This window comes from Oryzibacter oryziterrae (genome assembly GCF_021864535.1).
GTDB classification, from domain to species: Bacteria; Pseudomonadota; Alphaproteobacteria; order Rhizobiales; family Pleomorphomonadaceae; genus Pleomorphomonas; species Pleomorphomonas oryziterrae.
In genome coordinates, this window is the sequence record NZ_JAKJIC010000029.1 from 20,836 (window position 1) to 42,293 (window position 21,458).

Here is a 21,458-nt window from a genome sequence, read left to right on the forward strand (position 1 = left end):
GATCACCTTGTTCTGAAGGCTGTAGCAACGGGCGTGCGCATCGCGTTGATCGCCGGCAGCAGACCGGTGGCGAGGCTCACGGCGAGCAGGATGGCGAGGCCCTTCCCCAGGACCGGCAGCGAAAAGACCAGCCCCAACTGCGATCCGACGAGGACGGTGGCGAGCTTGGCGAGGCCGAGCCCCATTGCTCCCCCGAGGGCAAAGACGAACAGCGTCTCGGCGAGAACAAGCGCCATGACGGCGCCGCGCGAGAAGCCCAGCGTTTTCAGCACACCGATCTCGAAGGTGCGCTCGCGCACGGCGAAGACCATGGTGTTGATCACGATCATCAGCAACGTGATGAAAGACGCACCGACGACCAGGTTCACGATCAGGCCGATATCGGCATACTGGCGCAGGAAAGCCTCGAGGAACTGCCGTTCCGACTGCGTACGCGTCGGCGTTGCCGAGTTGGCAAACAGCGCGTCGACCTTGGCGGCGAGAGTCGATGGACTGATGCCGCTGTGCGGACGGAGAGCAAAGCCGTCCACGCTGTCCTTGCCCCGCGCGCGGGCCGCGTTCACATAGTCGTAGCGGGCGATCATGAAATAGGTGTCGGTACTGGCGGATTGTCCCTCGAAGATGCCGGCGATTTCGAAGCGCCAGTCGCGGCTGCCGTCATCGCGCGGCAGATCGAAGGCTGTAACCGCCACCCGCTGGCCGACCGCCCAACCTTGCGCATCGGCCAGGGCACGACCGACCAGTACCCTGTCGCGCGCCGGTCTGATCGCATCGATGAGAGCCGGAGTCAGCCCAAGCTCCTGGCCACTGACCGGCAGCAGCCGTTCGATATCGGTCGCGCTGACGGCGACGACATTCTTCTCGGTGCCGACGAAACCGCGCAGCCGCGTATAGTAGCTGAGCGCCGCCACATCGGGCAGAGCGCCGATACGCGCCAGGAGCGACATGGGCAAAGGCTGGCCGCGTCCGCTAGCGCTGGTAACGCCCAGGATGTCGTCGCTGGCGCCAGCGGTGCCCTGGCTCCCGGCGAGGAAGCTTGCGGTCAGACCATAGATCAGGAAAGCCACCGCGATCGAGACAACCAGCAGCACCGTGCGCAGCGGCTTGCGCCATGCGTTCTTGCGGGAAAGATCGAAGAAGGTCATCAGGCGGCCCTCGTCTCTTCGATGAAATGCCCCTTGTCGAGGTGCAGCGTTCGCTTTGCATGGCCGGCGGCCTGCGGATCATGGGTCACCATGACGATGGTCTTGCCGAGTTCCCGATTGAGAAAGCCCAGCATGCTCAAGGCTTCATCCGCCGACTGGCGATCGAGATCGCCGGTCGGTTCATCGCAGAGCAGCAGGCCCGGATCGGTGACGATGGCGCGCGCGATGCCGACACGCTGTTGCTGTCCGCCGGACATCAACGCCGGATACTGCTTGCCTCGTCCGTTGAGCCCGACAAGTTCAAGCACCTTGTCCACGCGCAGCCGCCGCTCCCGGGCGCTCAAGGGTTTGAGCAGCAGCGGCAACTCGATGTTCTCTGCGGCAGTCAGCATGGGCAGCAGGTTATAGAACTGAAAGACGATGCCCATGTTGTGCGCCCTCCAGGCGGCACGCGCGCCCTCCCCCATCTGATCGAGGCGGCTTGCGCCGATGCGCAGCGTCCCGCTATCCGGACTATCGATGCCGGCCAGCATGTTGAGCAATGTGGACTTGCCGGACCCCGACGGCCCCATGATGGCGACGAAATCACCGGCGGCAATGCTGAGGTCGAGGCCTGAGAACACGGGAACGGTCTGCGTGCCGATGCGGAACGCCTTGCCAACGCCGCTCAGGTCAATATGGGCTAGTGCTGGTTCGGTCATCTGGTAGCTTCTCCTGTGGGATCAAGGGTTAGTCGGATGCGGGCCGCCATGTTCGGGCGGATGCCGGCCGGCGGGTGGCTCAGCGAAAGGCGCAAGGTGATGGTTCCCTTCTCGGCCGACACCACCGGTGCCAGGCTGGCGATGGAGACGGCGAAGGGTTGGTCGGGAAAGCCGTCGAGGACCGCCTGACCGTTCAGGCCAGGCCGCAGTGCGGCGATGGCGGTTTCAGCCACGTCGGCGTCGATGAACAGGTTTGCGGTGTCGGTAAGCGCGAGCAGGCTCTGGCTCTCGCGCACCGTGTCGGCCCGCGCCAGCACCATGTCGTCGAGATGAGCTTCTAGGTGGGTAACCGTTCCGGCAAAGGGCGCTCGAATGGTCAGTGCAGCCACCCGCTCCTCGGCGACGTGCAGGGCCAGATCGGCGCTTGCCAGCGCTTGTTCGGCTTGCTCCTGAGCATTGGCAGCCTTGGCCGTCGCGGTGCGCGCGTCGTCCATCGCCTGGCGGGAAACCGCGCCGCGCAGCCCGAGAACTTCCGTTCGTGTTTGCAGCCCCTGCGCCTGCGCCAGATCGATGCCACGGGCGGCAACGACCAGTTCGGCCTGCCTTCGGGCAACTTCGGCCGTCTCCAAGGCAAAGCGCGCGCCTGTATCCTCGAGGGTGACGAGAACCGCACCGGCTGCAACGCGATCGCCCGGCCGCACGGCAATGGCGGTGACCTTTCCCTCATACTTGGCGTAGATCGCCGTCGTGCGCGGGGCGACCACGAAGCCGGAACCGGTCACCTCACGGGCAGGCGATGCGGCGGCAATCGGCTCCAGCGGCGACGCCGTCCCGACTCTTGCCTGCACACCGGCGACCGTCTGCTCGGCGGGCGCCTCGGATGTCGGATGCGCGGCGAAGCCTGTCGACCACAGGGTGATGACCGTCTGCCAATCGATGGCGAGGCTGGCGGCGGATCCGGCGGCCAACGCCGCCAGACCAAGGAGCAGGAACAGCCGCCGCGTCAGGCGCCGAGTGGCCTGCGGAGCTTCGGGCAAGGGATGGATCGAGAGCGATTTCAGCGCTTCAAGGCGAGCCCGGCCCGGATTGTTGGTGATGTCGAAGTGCGTGTTCATGCCGCCCATTTTGGACGGCAACCGAAGAGCAGCGACCTCGAACCTGTTACAGGTCGTGCTCGATCACGATCTGGTCCATCGGCCTTTGCTTGCCCCGCCATTGCAGCGGCGACATTTCCGTGACCCGACGGAATTCGCGATTGAAGTTGGACTTGGTCTGAAAGCCGACTTCAAACATGATCTCGGTCACCGGCTTGTCCGTCGTCGCGAGCAAGGAGCACGCCTCGGCGATCCGGAATTCGTTGACATATTGCGACACATTCTTGCCCGTGGTCCGGTTGACCGCCGTCGAGATCTGCCGTGTCGGCATGCAGAGCTTGCGCGCCAGCCGATCCAGATCGAGCTCCACGTCACGGTAGACGTGCCGTGTTGCCATCAGCGCCTCGATGGCGGCGATGGTCTTCTTGTCGTCTGGCAGATCGGTGGCTTCCGGAGCTTCCGCCTGTTCTTCAGCCCGCCCTGGCGGACTGGCAGAAGCGGCGGCGATCGACAGAATGACCAGCCCGGCAAGATTGCCGATGGCAATGACGGGCCGGGCATGCTCGCCTTGCGTCCAGGCGAAGTCGAGAAAGACGAAGAGGTCGATGGCGGCAGAGAACAGCAGGGTGCAGGCCGCGAACAGGATGGCACGATAGGTGGGAGCAACCGCCTCGAAGGGGGCGAGGCGCAAAGCGTCGGCGCCCGGCCGCATCAACAGCAGAATGGCTATCGCATAGCCGACGAAGATCGCAATCAGGGCCAGATCGATCGCGCCACGAAAGGTCGTCAGCAGGAGCAGCGTGACGGCCAGTGCCGGACCGGCGTGAACCGCAAGCCGTCGCGGCGAGAGCCTGCTGTCGGTCTTGTACACCAGCGCGGCCACCCCTGTGTAAGCTAGGGGCGGAACGAGCGCGGCGCCGAGCGGCGCCACATACATGACCTCGGTGACGTCATACCCCCAGCGCAGCCCGGACAACACCGACTGCACAATGCTGACGAGGATGATCAGCCGGAAGGATCGATTGGCCGTTCTCCCCTCATCGCGCCGCACAACGCCGACGAACAGGAGAATCAGGAGCAGCGCGACGACAAACGGAAGCGGGACAAACAGCAACTGAAACTCCGAGAGAAGGCCATTTGCGAAGGGGCAAACCATTCAAGCATGCTCAAACGGCCCACGCGACCTCGAACATGTTCAAGGTCGCGTGGTTGACGATCGAGGCCAGAGTTCGCCAGCCCCCTTCCGGGCCAAAACGGCGACCCAATCCGATCAATGCTGACATGCCCCTCATGAACTGATCCATCCGGAACCGGGATTTTCCACCCATGATGCCGGGGCCGGGGCAAAGGCAGCGCCATGAGGGCTTCGACGTTCACGGCTGCACACGCTCCAAAGGAAGTCGACGATGACGACGCCCTTGCCGACTTGGACAGTCAGCGGCCTTGGTGAAAAGCCGGCCTTTTCTCCGTACGTCGCCCCTGCCGAAGAGACGTCAATTGCGGCAGGGGAACTATACGAAGCCGCAAACAATCTGCATGGATTGCCAATATGGATTGAAATATTTTTCAATGCTTATGGGGATGCGCGAAACAATTTGCTCCGACCGCGTGGAAAAATAATCTATAAAATCTATAAACTTTCTCCGCTCTCTGGTGGAATGGCAGCCATCAAAAGGCCTTTTGCCAGGGAGTAGATAATGGTCGGTTTGTCGCTTACGCGTGTCGCAATGCTTGGGGTTGCGTTCGCTCTCGTCGCCGGAAACTCAGCCTTTGCCGATGGCGACGTGCCTTCGCTGAAGGGCAAGACGATCGGCATCACCTCGATCGGCAACGAACACTACTGGAACATCAAGGCCTATCAGGGCGCCGTCGATGAAATCAAAAGGCTCGGCGGTGAAGTGATCGGCCTCGATGCCGGCTACGTCGACGCCAAGCAGATCGCCCAGATCCAGACGCTGATTGCCCAGAAGCCGGATGCCATCATCGAAGAACTTGGTACGGCCGCCGCGTTGCAGCCGTCTTTCAAGAAGATCGTGGACGCCGGCATTCCGCTGTTCACCCTGGACACCGGCACCAGCTACGCTGTCAACACGGTGACGTCGGACAACTGGAAGATCGGTGAGGAACTGGCTCTGAAGCTGGTCTCCGACATCGGTTACGAGGGCAATATCGTTGTCTTCAACGGCTTCTACAGCGTCACGCCTGTCGCCATCCGCTACGACCAGCTCCAGTCGGTCCTGAAGTACAATCCCAACGTGAAGATCATTCAGCCCGAGCTGAAGGAAGTCATCCCGAACACCGTTCAGGACGCGCAGACGCAGATCACCGAGATCCTGAACAAGTATCCCAAGGGTGAGATCAAGGCGATCTGGTCGGCTTGGGACGTGCCGCAGGTCGGCGCCACGCAGGCGCTGGTCGCCGCGGGCCGTACCGAGATCAAGACCTATGGTGTCGACGGCAGCCCGGACATCGTGTCGCTGATCAAGGAACCCGCACAGCCGGCCGCCGCCGTCGCCGCGCAGCAGCCCTATCTGATCGGCAAGGCCGCCGCCGACAATGTGGCGCGCTATCTCGCCGGCGACAAGAACATTCCGAAGATCACCTATGTTCCGCATCTGCTGGTGACCAAGGAAAATGCGGCTGAAGCTCAGGCGCAGCTTGGCCAGGACAAGTAAATGTCAAATGTCTCTGTTCTTGCCCTGAAAGGCATTTACAAGAGTTTTGGTGGCGTCGAGGCCCTTTCGGGGGCCTCGCTGTCGCTTGAACGGGGCTCCGTGCATGGCCTCGTCGGCCAGAATGGCGCGGGCAAGTCGACACTGGTCAAGGTGCTGGCCGGCATTCATCAGCCGGACGGCGGCACGATCGAGATCGGCGGTCATGACACCCCCCATCTGACCCCACACCGCGCCGAGAGCCTCGGCATCCATTTCATCCATCAGGATCGACTTCTGGCGCCGACACTGACCGTGGCCGAGAGCCTCTATCTCGGGGCAGAGCCGCGCTGGTTCGGACTGCCGATCATCGATCGCCAACGGTTGCGGCGCGATGCCCGCGATGTGCTTCAGCGCGTCTTCGAGATCGACATATCGCCGGACGCGTTGGTGCGTGACCTGTCAACCGCCGAGCAGAAGATCGTTCAGATCACCCGCGCCCTGCTGCAGAATCCGCGCATCCTGGTGCTCGACGAACCGACGACAGCGCTGGTCCGCAGCGAGGCCGAACACCTGTTTTCGGCGATTGATCGGCTGAAAGCCGAGGGGTTGTCGATCCTCTACATTTCCCATTACCTCAACGAAATCGAACGCCTTTGCGACAAGGTGACCGTGCTCCGGAACGGCAAGGACGTCGGCACGGTGTCGCCGCGCGAGGTACCGGCTGCCGGTATCGTGGCGATGATGATCGATCGCAAGGTGGACGCCCTGTTTCCAAAGCGGACGAGCGTTGCCGGCGACCCGGTGCTGGAAGTCCGCGGCCTGTCGCGCGACAAGGAGTTGTCCGACGTTTCGCTCACCCTCCGGAAGGGCGAGGTCGTCGGCATTACCGGGCTCGTCGGTTCGGGCACCAAGGCCTTTGCCCGCACGCTGTTCGGCCTGATGAGCCCGACCTCCGGCGAGATCTTGCTGCACGGCGAGCGGCTGAAGCCGGGTTCGACCGTCGCCGCCGTGGCGCGCGGCATCGGCCTGGTCCCCGAGGACCGGCGCAACCATGGCATTTCCCTCGACCTGACCGTGCGCGAGAACGCCACGTTGGCGAGCCTCTCGCGCTTCACCCGCAAGCTGGCGCTGCTGTTTGCCAAGGAGCGGGCTGCAGTTGGTGACTTCATCGACCGCCTCGGCATCAAGACACGTGGCCCCGAAGCGTTGCTGCGCAACCTGTCCGGTGGCAATCAGCAGAAGGTGGTGCTTTCCAAGTGGCTCATCCACGGGTCGGACGTGGTGATCCTCGACGAGCCGACTGTCGGCGTCGATGTTGGCGCCAAGGTCGACATCTACAGGGAGATCCGCGCGCTGGCCGATTCCGGGGCAGCCATTTTGGTGGTCTCGTCGGATCTCCTGGAGCTGACCGGCATATCCGACCGCGTGGCGGTGTTCTTCCGCGGACGGATCGTTGCCGAACGACAGGCGAGCAACCTCAATCAGGACGACCTCCTGCAACTGGTCACCACTGGTCAAACCGCAGAGAAAATTCGCAATGCCGCTGAATAGACAGTCGTTTTCAAGCGCGACGCTGGTGCGTCTCAGCGCTTATGGCGCCTTTGTGATCGTGATCCTGGTCTTTGCCGTCGAGGCGCGCGGCTTTCTGAGCTTCATCAACATCGCCAATGTGCTGCAGCAGTCGGCGATCGCCGGTCTGCTGGCCTTCGGTCTGACCCTTGTTGTGCTGGGCGGCGGCGGCAATGTTGTGACGGGCGGTATCGATCTGTCCGTCGCGGCGACCCTGGGCCTGGGAGCGGCGGTCTATGCCACACTGATCGCCCAAGGACAGAGCGATCTTGTGGCCGTTGGCGCGACTCTCGCCGTCGGCGTTCTGGTTGGCATCGCCAACGGCTTGGCCGTCGTGCGGCTGCACATCCTGCCGCTTCTGGCCACGCTGGCGGTCGGCAAGATCGTCAGCGGCCTCGAGTTCGTCCTGACGCAGAACTCGGTCGTCACCGCCACGTCGCCGGGCTTGACCTGGCTTGCCGAAATCGGTCCGCTGGATGTGCCGATCATGGCCTGGGCGCTGGTCATCGCCACAGTCGCTCTGTTGCTGCTCGTCCAGGTGTCGCCCTTTGGGCTTCGCCTGCACGCGGTCGGCGCCCATCCGGAGGCTGCCCGCGCCTATGGCTTGCCGGTCGGGCCGTTGCTGTTCCTGAGCTACGTGTTCAGCGGCCTTCTGAGTGCCGCCGCCGGCATCCTGCTGGCCGCCCTGCTATCGGGCTCATCGCCCGGCGCCAGCGAGATGCTGCTGCCCGTCGTTCTCGCCGTGCTCCTGGGGGTGGTGTTCTCGCGTCGCCTTGTGCCGACCATCGGCGGAACCTTCCTGGCGGTGCTCTTCATCAGCATCCTCGGCAATGGCTTCCAGCTGCTCAATATCTCCAGCTACTGGGTCAATGGGGTCGAGGGCGTGCTCATCCTGTTCGTTGTGGCATGGACCACCCTCAGCCAGCGCGAGGCGCATGCATGACCATAGTCTATCGTTTCGGCCTGGTGATCGCCCTTCTGGCGCTGGTGGTCGTGTTTTCGCTGTTCGCACCGGCCTTCCTGTCCGTGGCCAACTTCCAGAGCATCCTGTTCAATCACTTCGCCATCCTGTCGCTGGTGGCCGTCGGCATGACACTGGTGGTGGCCAGCGGCGGCATCGATCTGTCGATCGGTACGGCCGTGGACATGGCAAGCCTTGGCTACATCCTGCTGCTGGCCCAGGACGTTCCTCCGGCTGAGGCGATCGCTGCCGGGCTATTGTTGGCGTTGCTGGTCGGCGTCTTCAACGCCGGGCTGATCGCGACGTTGGAAATACCTCCGTTTCTTGCGACACTGGGCACGCTGTTCATCGGCCAAAGCATCCAGCAACTGGCAACAGACGGCGGCGTGCCGGTCTATCTGATCGCCGGGGCGCCCCGGCCAATCTTCGGCCTTGTCGACAGCGCGAGACTCTGGCTGGTGGCCGTCAGCCTGGTGGCGACCTTCGCGGTGATGACCTATTCCCCGTTCGGACGGAAGGTGCTGGCGTTCGGCATCGGACCGCAGGTCGCCCGCTACTCCGGGCTTTCGACCAAGACGCTGACCCTGAAGGTCTTTCTGCTGTCCTCACTGCTGGCGGGCGTCGCCGGCATCATCCTGTCGTCGTCGGTCAAGTCCTATGCGCCGCTGTCGGGTAACGCCTATCTGATGGATGCCATAGGGGCGACCTTCCTCGGCACAACGCTGAATGCAACGGGTCGGGCCAGCATCATCGGCACGCTGGTCGGCGTTTTGCTGCTGAGCGTGGTGAAGAACGGGCTGCTGCTGCTCGGCGTGTCGTTCTATTGGCAGCAGGTGGTGAGCGGAACGCTGATCTTCCTCGTTCTCGCCGTCAGCTTCAGCGGCAAATCGGCTGCGCATTGAAGGAAGGGCGGGGCTGTGTCTCGACGGCCTCGCCATCCTTTCTCGTATCGAAGCGGTGTTCGCGCCTCGATGCCGACAAGGCCACACGCTGTGGCGATCCCTGCATAGGACACGTTGCTGTCCAGCTCGGTGCCGACAAAGTTGTCGTCGTACCAAAGGGTCGAGTTGCGCTTCTCGGCACCCCACTGATAGTTCCTGAAAACCACTCCCATTATGCCGCATCGAAATGGGGCCTCATCGGCCTGGCCAAATCCCTGGCGAATCGAGGTGGCGCCCGACAATATTCGAGTGGTTACCCTGCACCCAACCGGCGTGGACACGCCTCTCAACGACGGCCTTGCGGCCTTGGAAGGCAGCACCGCGCTTGAGATCGCCGAGCGATCGGCCAGCAATCTCCTGAAGACGCCATGGGTCACGGTCGACGATGTGGTGGCCAGTGTCCTGTTCCTGGCCTCGGACGACGCGCGCTTCATCACCGGGTCGGGTCTCGTTCTCGATGCCGGACTGTTGACGCGGTAACCGGGCCTCGTTTCTGCCGGGAAACGGGACCTTACCGGCCCGGTCGGGTCAGGCCATATGTCAGGGAGAGAGCCCCGACCAGGACAACGCCCTTCACGAAGTCCTGCGTATAATAGGGGGTGTTCAGCATGGTCAGGCCGTTCAGCAGCACACCGACAAAGATGGCCCCGATCACGGCGCCCAGGACATTTGGCCGGCGCTTGTCGAGAACGGCGAAGCCGATGAGCGCTGCGGCGACGGCGTCCATCATCAACGAGCCGCCGGTCGACACGTCGCCACGCCCGACGCGAGCGGCGATGATCACGCCGCCGATGGAAGCCAGAGCGCCAGACAGAGCGTAGGCAGTGAGGCGCAGACGATTGGTCGGAGCGCCGGAAAGCCGTGCAGCCAGTTCATTGCCACCGGTTGCGAAAAGCAGCCGGCCGAAGCGGGTATGTTCGGTCAGCACATAGATCAGGACGGCAATCAGCGCCATCAACACGACCGGCAGAGGCAGGAAGCCGAAGAGCCCGCTGCGGCCAATCTCCAGGAAGCGAGGATCGAAAGCGCCGGCCGCCTTGCTGCCATCGGGCAGGATCAGTCCCGCAGAAATGGAGCGGCCTGCGGAGGGGATCAGTTGCAGGCCCGACAGCAGAAACATCGTGGCAAGGGTCGCCAGCAGATCGGGTACGCGAACCTTCACGATCAGAAAGCCGTTGAACAAGCCAACCGCAATGCCGAAACCCACCACAAAGGGCACCGTCAGCCAGACATTGAACTGCCAGACGATCATGGCATAGGCCGCCGCCATCACGGATGACGCCGCCGTTGCTCCGATCGACAGATCAAAGCCGCCGACGGCCAATGTCAGCGTTACCGCCGTGCCGAGAATGGCAACGACGGACACCGATTGCAGAATGCTCATCTGGTTGACCAGATTGCTGAAGGCCGGCTGCGCCAGGGAGAAGCCGAACAACATGGCGGCGAGCAGCACGATGATCCCGCCCTTTCGCAAGAAGGCGAACACGTGCCTGGCAGACAGACGATCTGCCTTGAACTGGGGAGTGGACGCGGCGGGAGATGGCGCTGTCATCGGATATTCGCTTCGTTGGGGGTGTAGGTTGCCAGTGCCGAGACGGCATCCGGCGCTTTCCAGGGGATCAGGCCGTGCCGGTCGATGGCGAAGATCCGATCGGCCACCTCGATGGCCTCTTCCGGGTCGGACGTTGCAATCAGGGTCGCGCCGTGGGTCGACGCGCGGATTGCGGCGATGATGTCGGCGCGGGCACCCACATCGACGCCCTGGAACGGCTCGTCCAGCAAAAGCAGCCGGAAATCGCCAGCCTGCCAGCGCGCGAGGACGGTCTTCTGCTGATTGCCACCCGACAAAGTCTCTATGCCGGCGTCCGGACCTGAGGTTCGTATGCCCAGGCGGCCAATGGCGCCCCTCGCCTCCTCGGCCTCGCGATCACCGAACAGCAGGCCGCCGGGAAACCATTTGGCCAGATGTGGCAGGCTGATCGTCCCGGCCACCGAGCTGCCGGGCCATCCTGCCGGCAAAAGGGAGGTGCGGTGGCGATCCTCGCCCGCGTAGGCCACTCCAGCCGCAATGGCCTCGGCCGGGTTCCGCGGATGGTAGGGCTTTCCGTCGACCTGCACCGCGCCAGCAACCGGGGAATTGATGCCGAACAGCGTCGCCAGCAAGCGGCTCTTGCCCGCCCCCAGCGCCCCTGTGACGGCGACGACTTCGCCGCGCTTGACGTCGAAATCGATGGCCGGCGCACCGGGCACAAGCTGCAACCCTTGCACGCTCAGCACAGCGTCGCCGTGAAAGTCGCGCTCGATCGCTTCGTGACTGGGTAGCGGGCGGCCGATCATCGCCGAAACCGCGGCCCTGAAGTCAATGGGGGTCGTGAACTCGTCGACCACGACCCCGCCGCGCATCACCACCGCACGGTCTGCGAGCGCGGCGAGATCCGCAATTCGGTGAGAAATATAGAGGATGGTCATGCCTCTGGCGCGCAGGCGCCGCAGCACGGCATAGAGGCGTTGCGCTTCCACCGACGAGAGACTCGCCGTCGGCTCATCAAGGATGAGCAGCGATGCCTTTGCCGCGACGGCCCTCGCAATCGCGACCAACTGACGGTCGGCGGCGCGAAGGTCGCCAAAATCGCTGTCGAGCGGCAGATCAAAATCGGCTGCGGCCAGAACCGCAGCGGCTTTCTGCCGGACCGACCGGCGTGTCAGGAAAAAGCTTGTGGAGCCTTCGGCATAGCGCGGCATCAACAGGGCGTCGGCAACGGTCAAGCCGGCACTGCCGATGCGATCGGTGGATTGGTGAACAGTCACGACGCCGGCGCGAACCGCGTCCGCCGGATTGGCTGGTTTGAACGCTTCGCCGCGGAAGGTGATGGTGCCGCCATCCGCTGCGAGGGCTCCGGCAAGGATGTTGACGAGCGTCGACTTGCCCGCTCCATTTGCGCCCATCAGCGCAACGATTTCCCCCGCCTGAAGCCGCAACGACGCCTTGTCGAGCGCCTTGGTGGCTCCGAAATGCTTGACGAGCTGTTCGACAGCCAGAAGCCCCATGACAAACTCCGCACCAGATCCCGGTAAAATTCATCGGGGTGCCGAGCAGCGCTCTGCCCGGCACCCCGAGATGTGGTTCGGCGGACCTTACTTTGCCGCCGGGATCCAGCTGGCGGTGGCCACATCGGAGGCGTTGAACGCCGGAATCTTTGCCGCCAGTTCCTCGACGGTGGTCACACCGGCGCTGCGCAGACCAGCCTGCGTCAGCAGGGTCGGCTGGACAACCAGATTGTGATCAACCGCTTCGCCGGCAACCAGCTTGGCGGCAGCGCGGATCGACACAGCGCCAACCACGGCGGGATTGGTGGCAACCGTTGCGACCCACGGGCTTCCGTCGGCGACGATTTCCTGGATGTCGGCGCTCGAAACGTCAGCCGAGTAGATCTTGAGCTTGGAGGAAATGCCAAGATCGCTGGCCGCCAGCTTCACGCCACGGGCAAACTCGTCATAAGGGGCGAAGACAACGCTGATGTCCGGGTTGGCGGTCAGAACAGCCTTGGCCTGATCGGCGGTGCTCACGGCGGTCGTCGCGTTGACAGCGCCGAACTGCGCCTTCTCGACGACGCCGGGATTGGACTTCTTGAACTCCTGCCACACCTCGTTGCGGCGGTCGAGCGGCGCGAAGCCGGCCACATAGGCATAGCCGGCGCTGAAGGTGGTGCCATTGTCCTTGGCGGCCTGTTCCAGCGCCAGACGCGCCAACTCGTGGTCCGACTGCTCGACCTGCGGAACGGCGGGATTGTTGATGTTGACGTCGAAGGCCACGACCTTGATGCCGGCGTCCAGCGCCTTCTGGACAACGTCCTGCAGGGCTTCCGGCTCACCATGGTCGATGATGATCGCCTTTACGCCGAGGTTGATGGCCTGTTCGATCTGGGAGCGCTGCTCGGCACTGTCCTGACGGCCGGGGAACACCTGCAGATCCACATCCAGGGCCTTGGCCTGCGCTTCGGCGCCTGCCTGATAGGCCGCGAAGAAGTCGCCGGCAGAGATGAAGCCGACGAGCGCAAATTTCACGCCGCCCTTGTCAAACGGCGCCGGGGCGCCGGCGAGCCCGCCAGCGCAGGAAACAGAAATGCCGCCAAGCGAGGCTAAAAGAGCCGCGGAAACCAAGGCGAGACGACGGCGAATGGCCATATCAAATTCCTCTTGACTGGGCCAACTTGCAGCCGGCCACGACCGAGAGGCTCCAAATGAAGTGAGCCTCTGACATCAGTATTATTAGTCTGTCGATTTTATAGACAAAAGGATTGCCGCGCCGACGATTGCCCTCGGGTTGACATTTTATCGCGGCCATACGCCTGATTTGAGAAGATTTTTGCGCCCAGGGATTTTACTTCCTCAACGCACCTGTGGCGAGGGGACCAGCATGTCTGCGCAGGGGCAAGCCAAGCTGGCCTGCTTTCCGGTTTCTCCGCCCGATGGCGCGGACTAGCTGCAGATCCTCGCCGTCTTCGGAACGAGAATGCCGTTGATCAGTCGGAACAAGGTGCTCTTGCCGGCTCCGTTGCGTCCGGTCAGGGCCACGGCCTCACCGGGAAAGAAGCGGGCGTCGAAGCCGTCGAACAACCGCGTGCTTCCGGGATAGGCGAAGGAAATCGCCTGGACGTCCAGGATGGACTCATCACCCGTTGTCGGCGGACCGGCCCGTGTCGTCGGGCGCAAGCACTGTCAACTGCCCGGCCTGACCATGGATCAGCCCCTGGACGAACCCTACTATTTGATTTGAAAGGCGATCCTGTCGGACGCAGCCTATCAGAGACGGTGAGACCAGGGTACGAACCGGCGCTCGATCCAGCGCACCACGCCTTCAAGGACAAAGGCGACAAAGGCGATGGTGGTGATGCCGACGATGACCACATCGGTCACCAGAAACTGCGCCGCCGACTGGATCATGAAGCCGAGCCCTCGGCTTGCGGCCACCAGTTCGGCCGCAACCAGCGTCGACCAGCCTGCGCCGAGCGCGATGCGGATTCCGGTCAGGATCGACGGAATGGCGCTCGGCAGCACCACATAGCGGAGTACCTGCGTGTGCGTGGCGCCCAGGGCCAGGGCCGCATGCTTGCGGTCGGTCGAGACGGCCCGAACCCCGGATGCGGTGGAGATGATGATGGCGGGCAGCATGGCCAGTGTGATCACCAGCACCTTCGAGGCTTCCCCGATGCCGAACCAGATGATGACCAGTGGCAGATAGGCCAGTGGTGGCAAGGGGCGCAGGAACTCGACGATCGGATCAAAGATGCCGCGCCCGATCTGGCTGGCGGCGATGGCAACGCCGATGGGCACGCCGACGACTATGGCGGCGACCAGTGCCGAGAAGACTCGCCCGAGGCTGGCGGAGAGATGTTGCCACAGCGTGGAATCCGCAAAGCCTTCGGTCGCGACGGCATAGGCCGATTTTGCCACGACGATCGGAGACGGCAGGAACACCGGAGTGACCCAGGCGAACCAGGCTGCCAGACTCCACAATGCCAGCAGAATAGCCAGCGTGAACAGACCTGCGATCAGGGCGGTGCTTTTGCGGCGTGGCCCTGCGTCGGCGCTGGATTCGACGGCAACTGGACGGTCTTCTGCGATCGCGCTCATGCTGCAATGTCCTGTTGCTCTTCGTCGATGAGGTCGCGCAAGTGCTCGCGCGCGGCAATGAACTGAGGATCGGATTTCACCGACCGAGCCGCCTCTCCCGCCAGGAAGCGTCGGCCGAAATCAAAGGAAAGGTCGGCGACCACACGGCCCGGATTGGCTGAAAGCACCACGACACGAGAGCCCAGGAACAGGGCTTCCTCGATGCCATGGGTGATCAGCAGCACCCCTGCCCCGCTCTTGCGCCAGACGTCGAGCAGAAGTTCCTGCATGCGCTCGCGCGTCATGGCGTCAAGCGCCCCGAGCGGTTCATCCATCAGCAGGAATCTGGGATCGGCCGCGAGCGCACGGGCAATGCCGACACGCTGCCGCATGCCACCCGACAATTGCCAGATCGCCTTGTTGCCTGCCCGGGCGAGACCGACGGCTTCAAGCAGCCCGTCAGCGCGTGCCGCGCGCTCGGCCTTGGAGATCCCCTGCAGCTTCAGGGCGAAGGCGACGTTCTCGCGTGCCGACAACCATGGAAACAGGGCATCATCCTGAAACACGACGGCGCGGTCGGCCCCCGGCCCCTTGACCGGCTGGCCATCGAGGCTCACACGCCCGCGCGTCGGCGCCACAAAGCCGGCGGCAATGTTCAGCAGACTGGTCTTGCCCGATCCGGAGCGCCCGACGATGGTCACGAAATCATCCGGACCGAGCTCGCGGGAAATGCCGTCCAGCACGAGATGACCAGCCTGGCCCCGCTGGTCATAGACGAGACTGACATGATCAAGGTGCAACGTGCTCATCCTGGCGACCTTTCCGGCAAAGGCTCCGTCGGCACGGACAGAGTCTGTGCCGACGGAGTGGTTGTGTTCGCGATTACTTGGCGGCCAGCGCCTGCGTCACCCAGCGGGTCGACACATAGGGGCCGTAGTCGGCCAGGACCGAGGGGATCTTGCCCTGTTCCTTGAGGAAGGCCGCCGTCGCCGTCACAGCCTTCACCGTGCCGCCGCCCAGCAGATCGGCACCGGCCTGCTCATCGAGCTTCGGGAAGTAATAGCCCTTCAGCAGTTCGGGAACCTCGTCCTGCTTGGCACCGGTGAGGCGGGCGATCTTCTCGGCTTCCGGCGACTTGGCGTCCCACTTGGCCGGATCGGAGCGATAGGAGGCATAGGCCTCGCCAGTCACCTTGACGAAGGCGGTGACCACGTCCGGATGCGCCTCGGCGAACTCCTTGCGGACAATCCAGGCGTCAAAGGTCGGCCCGCCCCAGGTCGCGACGTCAGAAGACGTGGCGACGACCTTGGCCGTCTTCTTGATTTCCGCCAGCACCGGGTCCCACACATAGGCGCCATCGATGTCGCCGCGCTCCCAGGCGGCGGCGATTTCCGGCGGGCGCAGATTGAGGATCTGCAGCTGCTTGGGATCGATGTTCCAATGCTTGAGAGCGGTGAGCAGGCTGTAATGGGCGGTCGAGACGAAGGGCGTCGCGATCTTCTTGCCGATCAGGTCTTCCGGCTTTTCGACGCCCTTGGCGGCCAGCGCTTCGGACGGCCCGATCAGGCCAACCACATAGATGGTCTCGATCGGCAGCTCGCGGCTGGCGGCCGCGGTCAGCGGCGACGAGCCGACGTAGCCGATGTCGACCGAGCCAGCGGCGACGGCGGCAATCACGTCCGCGCCACCGTCAAACTTCTGCCAGTTGATCTTGGCGCCCGTTGCCTTCTCGTAGGCGCCATCTGCCTGCGGCACGCGCGAGGGCTCGACAATCTGCTGCCAACCGATGTTCAGGGTAACGTCTTCGGCATGGGCGGCGGAAACCGCCCCCAGCACCGCAAACGCGGCGCTTGCCGCCAACACAGTCCTGCGAGTGAAGGAAGTCATGTCATAATCCTTTGAAATCAAGGCTATTCGAGGCCATTCCACGACAGGCTTCAGGGCAATGAACTGAAAAGCGGGGGCACGGCGAGCTCAGTCTGCAGCAGCCGTCGTGCCGGATTGGAAATGTCCCGCGATCGGATCACGAAGCTCATTCGTGGCGCTTTAGCTCTTTGGTCGCGGGGCAAGCTGCACTTCAAATTCCGCGGCGTCGGGCTTATCCCGTTCGCCCTCTAAATATCTGTTTGTCTATGGTTTTTGTATAGTATGCACATTCCAAAGCCTGGCAGGCAGGGGAAATGTCCTGCCTGACTGGAGCCTCTTTGGGGTAGATATTGCTCTGCGCGACAACTCATCCACCAGGTCGCCGGCAGACCAAATGTCGCCGCCCAGTCTGTTCCACGGCGGAAGGCAGCCACCTTCAAGGATCTTCCACACGGCTTCGGACCTTCTGTCGAAGTTCCGCCCTGACCGGTCCAGGCAAGCCCCCTCACCTCAATGCCGGCGAACCGGATTGAGGTGGCGTTCCGGCCACATCAGGGAATCACGACAGCCTCGATTTGGCTAGTTTTTTCGAGGTGTCCAACCACGCTCAAACTACCATGGACAGCCACGCCGACTAAGTGGCAACTGGACCATCATCATCTGCGAGATCTTCGATCGCCACCAAGATGGAAGCGCGACCGCCAGTGCCGTCCAGCAGACTTAGCAGGTCATCAACGATGGCGAGTTTTGCAGACCTTTGGCTATATCCGGCAGGCTTCGCCGCGAGCTGGCCCCGTATCGCTGACAAAGTAGCGTGGAGTCTTGCTGCATCAGGAGATGTTGCCCTCAGCAGCGCCAAAGGTCGGTGAGTCCGGCATCGTAGGAGACCAGCAACCAAATGAAGCGCATATTTGAGGTTGGTCCCGAAACTCTTGGCTTTCCTCAAAGCATCGAGCAGGTCAACTGTAATGCAGGCGATGCGGCCGGTCCGCTCCACGTCAAGGATGTCGGGAGTCGCCACCGGTCTGGCGAGAAGCGAGGCAAGCGCAGCCTGTACATTGCCGACCGACCAGTGAGTGGTCAGGAGGTCAACAACACGAGCAAGGCGATCTGGGGCCGTCACCACACGACCGAGCCCGTGTAGAATGATCGGAAAGGTCAGCCGTGAGCTGTGCCACCAGTCACCTACAAAGCTAACCAGATGCCAAGCTGTCCCATGGCGGTCAGCAAGTTGAGAGATGCGGCCACGCGGATCGGTCCTCTGAGTCGCGGCATAATAGGCGAGAAGCTCCTGCCGATATGACGACAAAGGCCAAGCAGCGCTGCTTTCGCCAACATCGTCTTCGGCCTCATCCGCTTCGACGCGAGAAACGGTCCCGAACACTGATCGCAGAACGCGACTGGATCCTTCGCTGAAGACTGGACTCGGGGTTTCCGGCTTGCCATCTTTTCCTGGCGTCAGGAAGCGCGTGAGGACCCAAAGGTTACCTGGTCCAATACGAACCTCTCCGTTACCGGACAGTTCATTCAGGCCTTGCAGAAGGTCCGCTGCCGACGCACGACTTCCACTGGACCGCAGACGCCAAAGCAATTGGTCTCCAGACGCTCCCGCGGGGTAGAGTTCTAACAACCTGCGAAGCGCAGATGCATACGTGACAGCTCAGCCTGCACTCAGAATAGACAACGCAGGTCGTGTGGTAGTCGCTACGGAGACCATTCCCAGGGGCTCCAATCTGGCTTTGAGTTAAGAAGAACCGACTTGTCGAGACGCATGCCTAATCTGCACGACGTTGTCCCTGGCGCTAATTGACGTCAAATCCAGTATCCCTGACAAATGCAACGCCCGCTGGGCTGTGGCAGCACTGAACCGACACCTAAACGTTTTGATCATCGCACCTGATCTGCCGGCACGCGCGACATGCCCCCACTCCAAAGCAACACCGATTTTCTCAAACAAAGTATGCAGTTTGGGGTAACAGTGTCAATTGCGGCACTACACCATCAAAAGTTGATCCAGTCAAATTTCTGCTTCAAAACTAGGTTCTCTTGACAGCAGTTAGCACCAGTCGCCAGGACCGGTGATGGACAGTTCTCGAAGTCGCCTTGGCCCACCTCCATGAACTTCTCCGTTCGGATAGGACAACTCCCAAAGCCTTCCCGTGAGGCGGTGTTGACAAAGCGTGCGCCAGCCGCCGTCTGTCATGGCAAGCTTTACGAGTTCATTTGCAAGCAGGGCATCGATTGCTGCACCGTCTCCCTCGTTGACCATACGGGCTTCTCGCAGGCCCCAAAGGTCTGACAGATCAGAGAACTTGGGAACAGCCGCGCTGGCGTCAGACATCGCTCATTGATTCCATTTTTTTGTCGACTGTGATTCAACGCCCACTCTTGCGGGGGGATCAATCTTGAATCGCGGCGACGTTACCGACGAAGAATGGACGATCATAGGACCGCTTCTTCCGGCCGAGCGGGGGTGAGGCTGTCGTCCGGCACGCGACAATCGGTAACTTCTCAACGAGATATTCCACGCGCTGCGGGTTGCCTGCCCTTGGCGTAACATGCACGAGCGCTACGGCAAATGAAATTCGATCTACGTGCGTTTCCGGCGCTGGGCCGAGCAAGAGACTCGGGACGCACATCTGGAAACTCTGGTCGATTTGGGTCTGACCGACGACAGGCAGCATATGATCGACTCGACCACCGTTCGGGGCCAAAACCAGGCTGCCAGCTCGAAAGGGGGGACTCATAGGCAAGGCTTTGGTCGAAGTCGCGGCGGCTTTACGAGGAAAATCAACGCCCTTTCAGACGGTCAAGGTGGCCCTCTCGGTTTGAAGTTGACCGGCGGGGAAGCTCTAGACTATTCGGCCGTCGACGACTTGATTGCACTGCCAGTAGCCAAGCCACGCCTGTTGTCGGCGGACAAGGGATACGATGGTGACGAGGTGCGGCAAGGGCTTTTGTTGAGGGGCATTCTGCCAATCATCCCGCCGTGTTCCAATCGGAAAGAGGCGATCAGTTGCGACTTCCGCCGCTACAAGGATCGCAACCGCGTCGAGCGCATGTTCAATCGGATCAAGCAGTTCCGCCGCATCGCCACCCGATACGACAAAATCGCCAAATCCTTCCTCGCATTCCTACGTCTGGCAGCCGTCAACCTCTGGATGCCAACCTTTGTCGACATGACCTAGTTGGTCAAAGTATCGACCTCCGTCGCAGTTACGGTAAAGCCGCACCCAGCTTCAGCTGCACGCACCGCTTCAATCGTGACGTTGAGGGCCAAAAGGTTAGTTTGGGCGGCAACAGCTTGGATGAGCTTGGGCACATCGCCAATCTTACTGCCTGCGCGAGCGGCAACAGGTGATGCACGTCCCAACCTACCACACAATGGGTTTCGATCCACGCCCATGCGTGAGGGGCGACCCGATGTGCTGTTCCTGCTCGAAATCACCGTGCAGTTTCGATCCACGCCCCTGCGTGAGGGGCGACACGCCGCCAAAGATGATCCCGACAGACGGGATATCGTTTCGATCCATGCCCCTGCGTGAGGGGCGACGGCGTGGTCATGGCTTGCCAACCTCCGTTTCATGCGTTTCGATCCACGCCCCTTCGTGAGGGGCGACCCAGCGTGCCGGTCACAAATCCGAGCCAGTCTCGGTTTCGATCCACGCCCCTGCGTGAGGGGCGACCGCCGTTGTCCTCGTTCCACCGGTCGATCGCTGCGTTTCGATCCACGCCCCTGCGTGAGGGGCGACCACCGCCTCCTCGAACAGCCGGGCGATCTCCGTGTTTCGATCCACGCCCCTGCGTGAGGGGCGACGGCCCGCGGCCTGCGTCGACGACACGCCGGAGAAGTTTCGATCCACGCCCCTGCGTGAGGGGCGACGGCCGCGTCCGTCATCGTCGATGCGAGTGCCGGGTTTCGATCCACGCCCCTGCGTGAGGGGCGACAGTATCGACGCCGCCATTTGAATACAGCATACGGCGTTTCGATCCACGCCCCTGCGTGAGGGGCGACTCCAGCGCGACAGCATCCTTGGCCTTCATCCGCCGGTTTCGATCCACGCCCCTGCGTGAGGGGCGACTTGTCCCAGAGCGATTGGACCGTGGCCGCTTTGGAGTTTCGATCCACGCCCCTGCGTGAGGGGCGACTGCATGCCGGCAAAGCGCGTTCTGCCGGCGGGATGTTTCGATCCACGCCCCTGCGTGAGGGGCGACGCGCGGAGTAGCGAGCCAGAGGCGCCGGGATGACGTTTCGATCCACGCCCCTGCGTGAGGGGCGACCTTGGCGATACCGAGATCTTCCTCGGCTACCAAAAGTTTCGATCCACGCCCCTGCGTGAGGGGCGACACTCCTGAAAGAGGCGCTTGAGCAGGTCGGCTTTGTTTCGATCCACGCCCCTGCGTGAGGGGCGACGTCAGATTGGCCGACGCGTTGTCTGCAGTGTTCTGGTTTCGATCCACGCCCCTGCGTGAGGGGCGACTGCCTCATCTCCCGACGCCGAGGAGCCATGAGACGTTTCGATCCACGCCCCTGCGTGAGGGGCGACGCATGCGCCGCGATATAGGCCGAGCACAGCGACGGTTTCGATCCACGCCCCTGCGTGAGGGGCGACCATCGATCGCGCGCAGATATTCACGCTCGGTGCGGTTTCGATCCACGCCCCTGCGTGAGGGGCGACATAAACGCGGGCCTAATAGGCAGTGGGTTAATCGTGTTTCGATCCACGCCCCTGCGTGAGGGGCGACATTACTCTCCAGTGGCGGTTTTCCAATTAGAAATGTTTCGATCGGCGGCAAAGCCCATCATCCGCTTGCGCAGGCGCGGGAAAGAGATGAGCTTGCGGCAATCCACATAGACCGGGCTGGCCCAGCCGTTGGTGAAGATGAAGGGCTTGTCGGGATTGAACTGGATCG

20 protein-coding genes, 3 pseudogenes and 1 CRISPR repeat array are annotated in these 21,458 nt (G+C 62.6%); of the genes and pseudogenes, 7 read left to right on the plus strand and 16 right to left on the minus strand.

Annotated elements, in window-relative coordinates; translation table 11 throughout:
* Positions 1-2: 2 nt before the first annotated feature.
* Genes L2I41_RS20085 through L2I41_RS20100 form a run of 4 tightly spaced genes read right to left on the minus strand, consistent with a single transcriptional unit; the run spans position 3 to position 4,054 of the window.
* Positions 3-1,145, minus strand: a complete 1,143-nt coding sequence (locus L2I41_RS20085) for an ABC transporter permease (RefSeq protein WP_237155398.1) — start codon at positions 1,143-1,145, stop codon at positions 3-5.
* A complete protein-coding gene (locus L2I41_RS20090) occupies positions 1,145-1,846 on the minus strand; it encodes an ABC transporter ATP-binding protein (protein WP_237155399.1) in 702 nt (233 codons plus the stop codon). Before L2I41_RS20090 ends, L2I41_RS20085 begins: the two co-directional genes overlap by 1 nt.
* Entirely contained in the window at positions 1,843-2,961 is a 1,119-nt protein-coding gene (locus L2I41_RS20095; RefSeq protein ID WP_237155400.1) for an efflux RND transporter periplasmic adaptor subunit, read from the minus strand. Before L2I41_RS20095 ends, L2I41_RS20090 begins: the two co-directional genes overlap by 4 nt.
* Before the next feature lie 46 nt (positions 2,962-3,007).
* Positions 3,008-4,054, minus strand: coding sequence for a helix-turn-helix domain-containing protein (locus L2I41_RS20100; RefSeq protein WP_237155401.1), 1,047 nt, complete (start codon positions 4,052-4,054; stop codon positions 3,008-3,010).
* Between the two features lie 292 nt (positions 4,055-4,346).
* Here L2I41_RS20100 and L2I41_RS20105 point away from each other — a divergent pair, with 292 nt between their 5' ends.
* From L2I41_RS20105 to L2I41_RS20125, 5 genes are read left to right on the plus strand one after another with little or no spacing between them, the layout of a single operon-like run.
* Positions 4,347-4,634 (plus strand): hypothetical protein, encoded by a 288-nt coding sequence (locus L2I41_RS20105; protein WP_237155402.1) that lies wholly within the window; start codon positions 4,347-4,349, stop codon positions 4,632-4,634.
* Between the two features lie 3 nt (positions 4,635-4,637).
* Positions 4,638-5,615, plus strand: a complete 978-nt coding sequence (locus L2I41_RS20110) for a sugar ABC transporter substrate-binding protein (protein ID WP_237155403.1) — start codon at positions 4,638-4,640, stop codon at positions 5,613-5,615.
* Positions 5,616-7,145, plus strand: coding sequence for a sugar ABC transporter ATP-binding protein (locus L2I41_RS20115; protein ID WP_237155404.1), 1,530 nt, complete (start codon positions 5,616-5,618; stop codon positions 7,143-7,145).
* Positions 7,132-8,106, plus strand: coding sequence for an ABC transporter permease (locus L2I41_RS20120; protein WP_237155405.1), 975 nt, complete (start codon positions 7,132-7,134; stop codon positions 8,104-8,106). The genes L2I41_RS20115 and L2I41_RS20120 overlap by 14 nt, the downstream gene beginning before the upstream one ends.
* A complete protein-coding gene (locus tag L2I41_RS20125; protein ID WP_237155406.1) occupies positions 8,103-9,026 on the plus strand; it encodes an ABC transporter permease in 924 nt (307 codons plus the stop codon). Before L2I41_RS20120 ends, L2I41_RS20125 begins: the two co-directional genes overlap by 4 nt.
* 56 nt (positions 9,027-9,082) lie before the next feature.
* Here the strand turns inward: L2I41_RS20125 and L2I41_RS21655 are convergent.
* Positions 9,083-9,244: pseudogene (locus tag L2I41_RS21655) on the minus strand (thiamine pyrophosphate-dependent enzyme); the annotation flags it as partial.
* Here L2I41_RS21655 and L2I41_RS20130 point away from each other — a divergent pair.
* A complete protein-coding gene (locus L2I41_RS20130) occupies positions 9,240-9,545 on the plus strand; it encodes an SDR family oxidoreductase (RefSeq protein WP_255720363.1) in 306 nt (101 codons plus the stop codon). The pseudogene L2I41_RS21655 and the gene L2I41_RS20130 overlap by 5 nt on opposite strands.
* 31 nt (positions 9,546-9,576) lie before the next feature.
* Here L2I41_RS20130 and L2I41_RS20135 read toward each other — a convergent pair whose 3' ends face one another.
* From L2I41_RS20135 to L2I41_RS21660, 9 genes are all read right to left on the minus strand, one after another.
* Complete coding sequence (locus tag L2I41_RS20135) at positions 9,577-10,617, minus strand: ABC transporter permease (RefSeq protein ID WP_237155409.1); 1,041 nt, start codon at positions 10,615-10,617, stop codon at positions 9,577-9,579.
* Positions 10,614-12,113, minus strand: coding sequence for a sugar ABC transporter ATP-binding protein (locus L2I41_RS20140; RefSeq protein ID WP_237155411.1), 1,500 nt, complete (start codon positions 12,111-12,113; stop codon positions 10,614-10,616). Before L2I41_RS20140 ends, L2I41_RS20135 begins: the two co-directional genes overlap by 4 nt.
* 87 nt (positions 12,114-12,200) lie before the next feature.
* Positions 12,201-13,250, minus strand: coding sequence for a substrate-binding domain-containing protein (locus tag L2I41_RS20145; RefSeq protein ID WP_237155413.1), 1,050 nt, complete (start codon positions 13,248-13,250; stop codon positions 12,201-12,203).
* 294 nt (positions 13,251-13,544) lie between these two features.
* Positions 13,545-13,778, minus strand: coding sequence for an ATP-binding cassette domain-containing protein (locus L2I41_RS20150; RefSeq protein ID WP_237155415.1), 234 nt, complete (start codon positions 13,776-13,778; stop codon positions 13,545-13,547).
* 90 nt (positions 13,779-13,868) lie between these two features.
* The gene (locus L2I41_RS20155) at positions 13,869-14,699 is read right to left on the minus strand and encodes an ABC transporter permease subunit (protein ID WP_237155416.1); all 831 of its coding nucleotides are present in this window, start codon (positions 14,697-14,699) and stop codon (positions 13,869-13,871) included.
* Positions 14,696-15,487, minus strand: coding sequence for a taurine ABC transporter ATP-binding protein (locus tag L2I41_RS20160; protein WP_237155417.1), 792 nt, complete (start codon positions 15,485-15,487; stop codon positions 14,696-14,698). Before L2I41_RS20160 ends, L2I41_RS20155 begins: the two co-directional genes overlap by 4 nt.
* Positions 15,488-15,560: 73 nt before the next feature.
* Positions 15,561-16,565: a taurine ABC transporter substrate-binding protein gene (tauA, locus tag L2I41_RS20165; protein ID WP_237155418.1), complete on the minus strand. Its 1,005-nt coding sequence runs from the start codon at positions 16,563-16,565 to the stop codon at positions 15,561-15,563.
* A gap of 613 nt (positions 16,566-17,178) precedes the next feature.
* The gene (locus L2I41_RS20170) at positions 17,179-18,135 is read right to left on the minus strand and encodes a hypothetical protein (protein WP_237155420.1); all 957 of its coding nucleotides are present in this window, start codon (positions 18,133-18,135) and stop codon (positions 17,179-17,181) included.
* A gap of 465 nt (positions 18,136-18,600) precedes the next feature.
* Complete coding sequence (locus L2I41_RS21660; protein ID WP_390634540.1) at positions 18,601-18,885, minus strand: Imm27 family immunity protein; 285 nt, start codon at positions 18,883-18,885, stop codon at positions 18,601-18,603.
* Between the two features lie 64 nt (positions 18,886-18,949).
* On the opposite strand from L2I41_RS21660, the pseudogene L2I41_RS20175 reads away from it, so the two are divergent.
* A pseudogene (locus L2I41_RS20175) lies at positions 18,950-19,732 on the plus strand (IS5 family transposase).
* On the opposite strand, the gene L2I41_RS20180 reads toward L2I41_RS20175, so the two are convergent.
* Positions 19,729-19,929 carry a methyl-accepting chemotaxis protein gene (locus L2I41_RS20180; RefSeq protein ID WP_313791155.1) on the minus strand — a complete coding sequence of 67 codons (201 nt, stop codon included), beginning with the start codon at positions 19,927-19,929 and terminating at the stop codon, positions 19,729-19,731. The pseudogene L2I41_RS20175 and the gene L2I41_RS20180 overlap by 4 nt on opposite strands.
* A 3-nt stretch (positions 19,930-19,932) precedes the next feature.
* Positions 19,933-21,290: a CRISPR direct-repeat array (repeat unit 32 nt; unit sequence GTTTCGATCCACGCCCCTGCGTGAGGGGCGAC).
* A gap of 46 nt (positions 21,291-21,336) precedes the next feature.
* Positions 21,337-21,456, minus strand: a pseudogene (locus L2I41_RS21685) (orotate phosphoribosyltransferase); the annotation flags it as partial.
* Between the last annotated feature and the right edge of the window lie 2 nt (positions 21,457-21,458).

Excerpts from the sequence above, each read along its gene's own strand:
- L2I41_RS20105 (WP_237155402.1), top strand. The coding sequence starts at position 4,347 with ATGACGACGCCCTTGCCGACTTGGACAGTCAGCGGCCTTGGTGAAAAG.
- L2I41_RS20155 (WP_237155416.1), bottom strand. The coding sequence starts at position 14,699 with ATGAGCGCGATCGCAGAAGACCGTCCAGTTGCCGTCGAATCCAGCGCC.
- L2I41_RS20085 (WP_237155398.1), bottom strand. The coding sequence starts at position 1,145 with ATGACCTTCTTCGATCTTTCCCGCAAGAACGCATGGCGCAAGCCGCTG.
- L2I41_RS20130 (WP_255720363.1), top strand. The coding sequence starts at position 9,240 with ATGCCGCATCGAAATGGGGCCTCATCGGCCTGGCCAAATCCCTGGCGA.
- L2I41_RS20095 (WP_237155400.1), bottom strand. The coding sequence starts at position 2,961 with ATGAACACGCACTTCGACATCACCAACAATCCGGGCCGGGCTCGCCTT.
- tauA (WP_237155418.1), bottom strand. The coding sequence starts at position 16,565 with ATGACTTCCTTCACTCGCAGGACTGTGTTGGCGGCAAGCGCCGCGTTT.
- L2I41_RS20140 (WP_237155411.1), bottom strand. The coding sequence starts at position 12,113 with ATGGGGCTTCTGGCTGTCGAACAGCTCGTCAAGCATTTCGGAGCCACC.
- L2I41_RS20120 (WP_237155405.1), top strand. The coding sequence starts at position 7,132 with ATGCCGCTGAATAGACAGTCGTTTTCAAGCGCGACGCTGGTGCGTCTC.
- L2I41_RS20135 (WP_237155409.1), bottom strand. The coding sequence starts at position 10,617 with ATGACAGCGCCATCTCCCGCCGCGTCCACTCCCCAGTTCAAGGCAGAT.
- L2I41_RS21660 (WP_390634540.1), bottom strand. The coding sequence starts at position 18,885 with ATGTCTGACGCCAGCGCGGCTGTTCCCAAGTTCTCTGATCTGTCAGAC.
- L2I41_RS20145 (WP_237155413.1), bottom strand. The coding sequence starts at position 13,250 with ATGGCCATTCGCCGTCGTCTCGCCTTGGTTTCCGCGGCTCTTTTAGCC.
- L2I41_RS20125 (WP_237155406.1), top strand. The coding sequence starts at position 8,103 with ATGACCATAGTCTATCGTTTCGGCCTGGTGATCGCCCTTCTGGCGCTG.
- L2I41_RS20115 (WP_237155404.1), top strand. The coding sequence starts at position 5,616 with ATGTCAAATGTCTCTGTTCTTGCCCTGAAAGGCATTTACAAGAGTTTT.
- L2I41_RS20090 (WP_237155399.1), bottom strand. The coding sequence starts at position 1,846 with ATGACCGAACCAGCACTAGCCCATATTGACCTGAGCGGCGTTGGCAAG.
- L2I41_RS20110 (WP_237155403.1), top strand. The coding sequence starts at position 4,638 with ATGGTCGGTTTGTCGCTTACGCGTGTCGCAATGCTTGGGGTTGCGTTC.
- L2I41_RS20160 (WP_237155417.1), bottom strand. The coding sequence starts at position 15,487 with ATGAGCACGTTGCACCTTGATCATGTCAGTCTCGTCTATGACCAGCGG.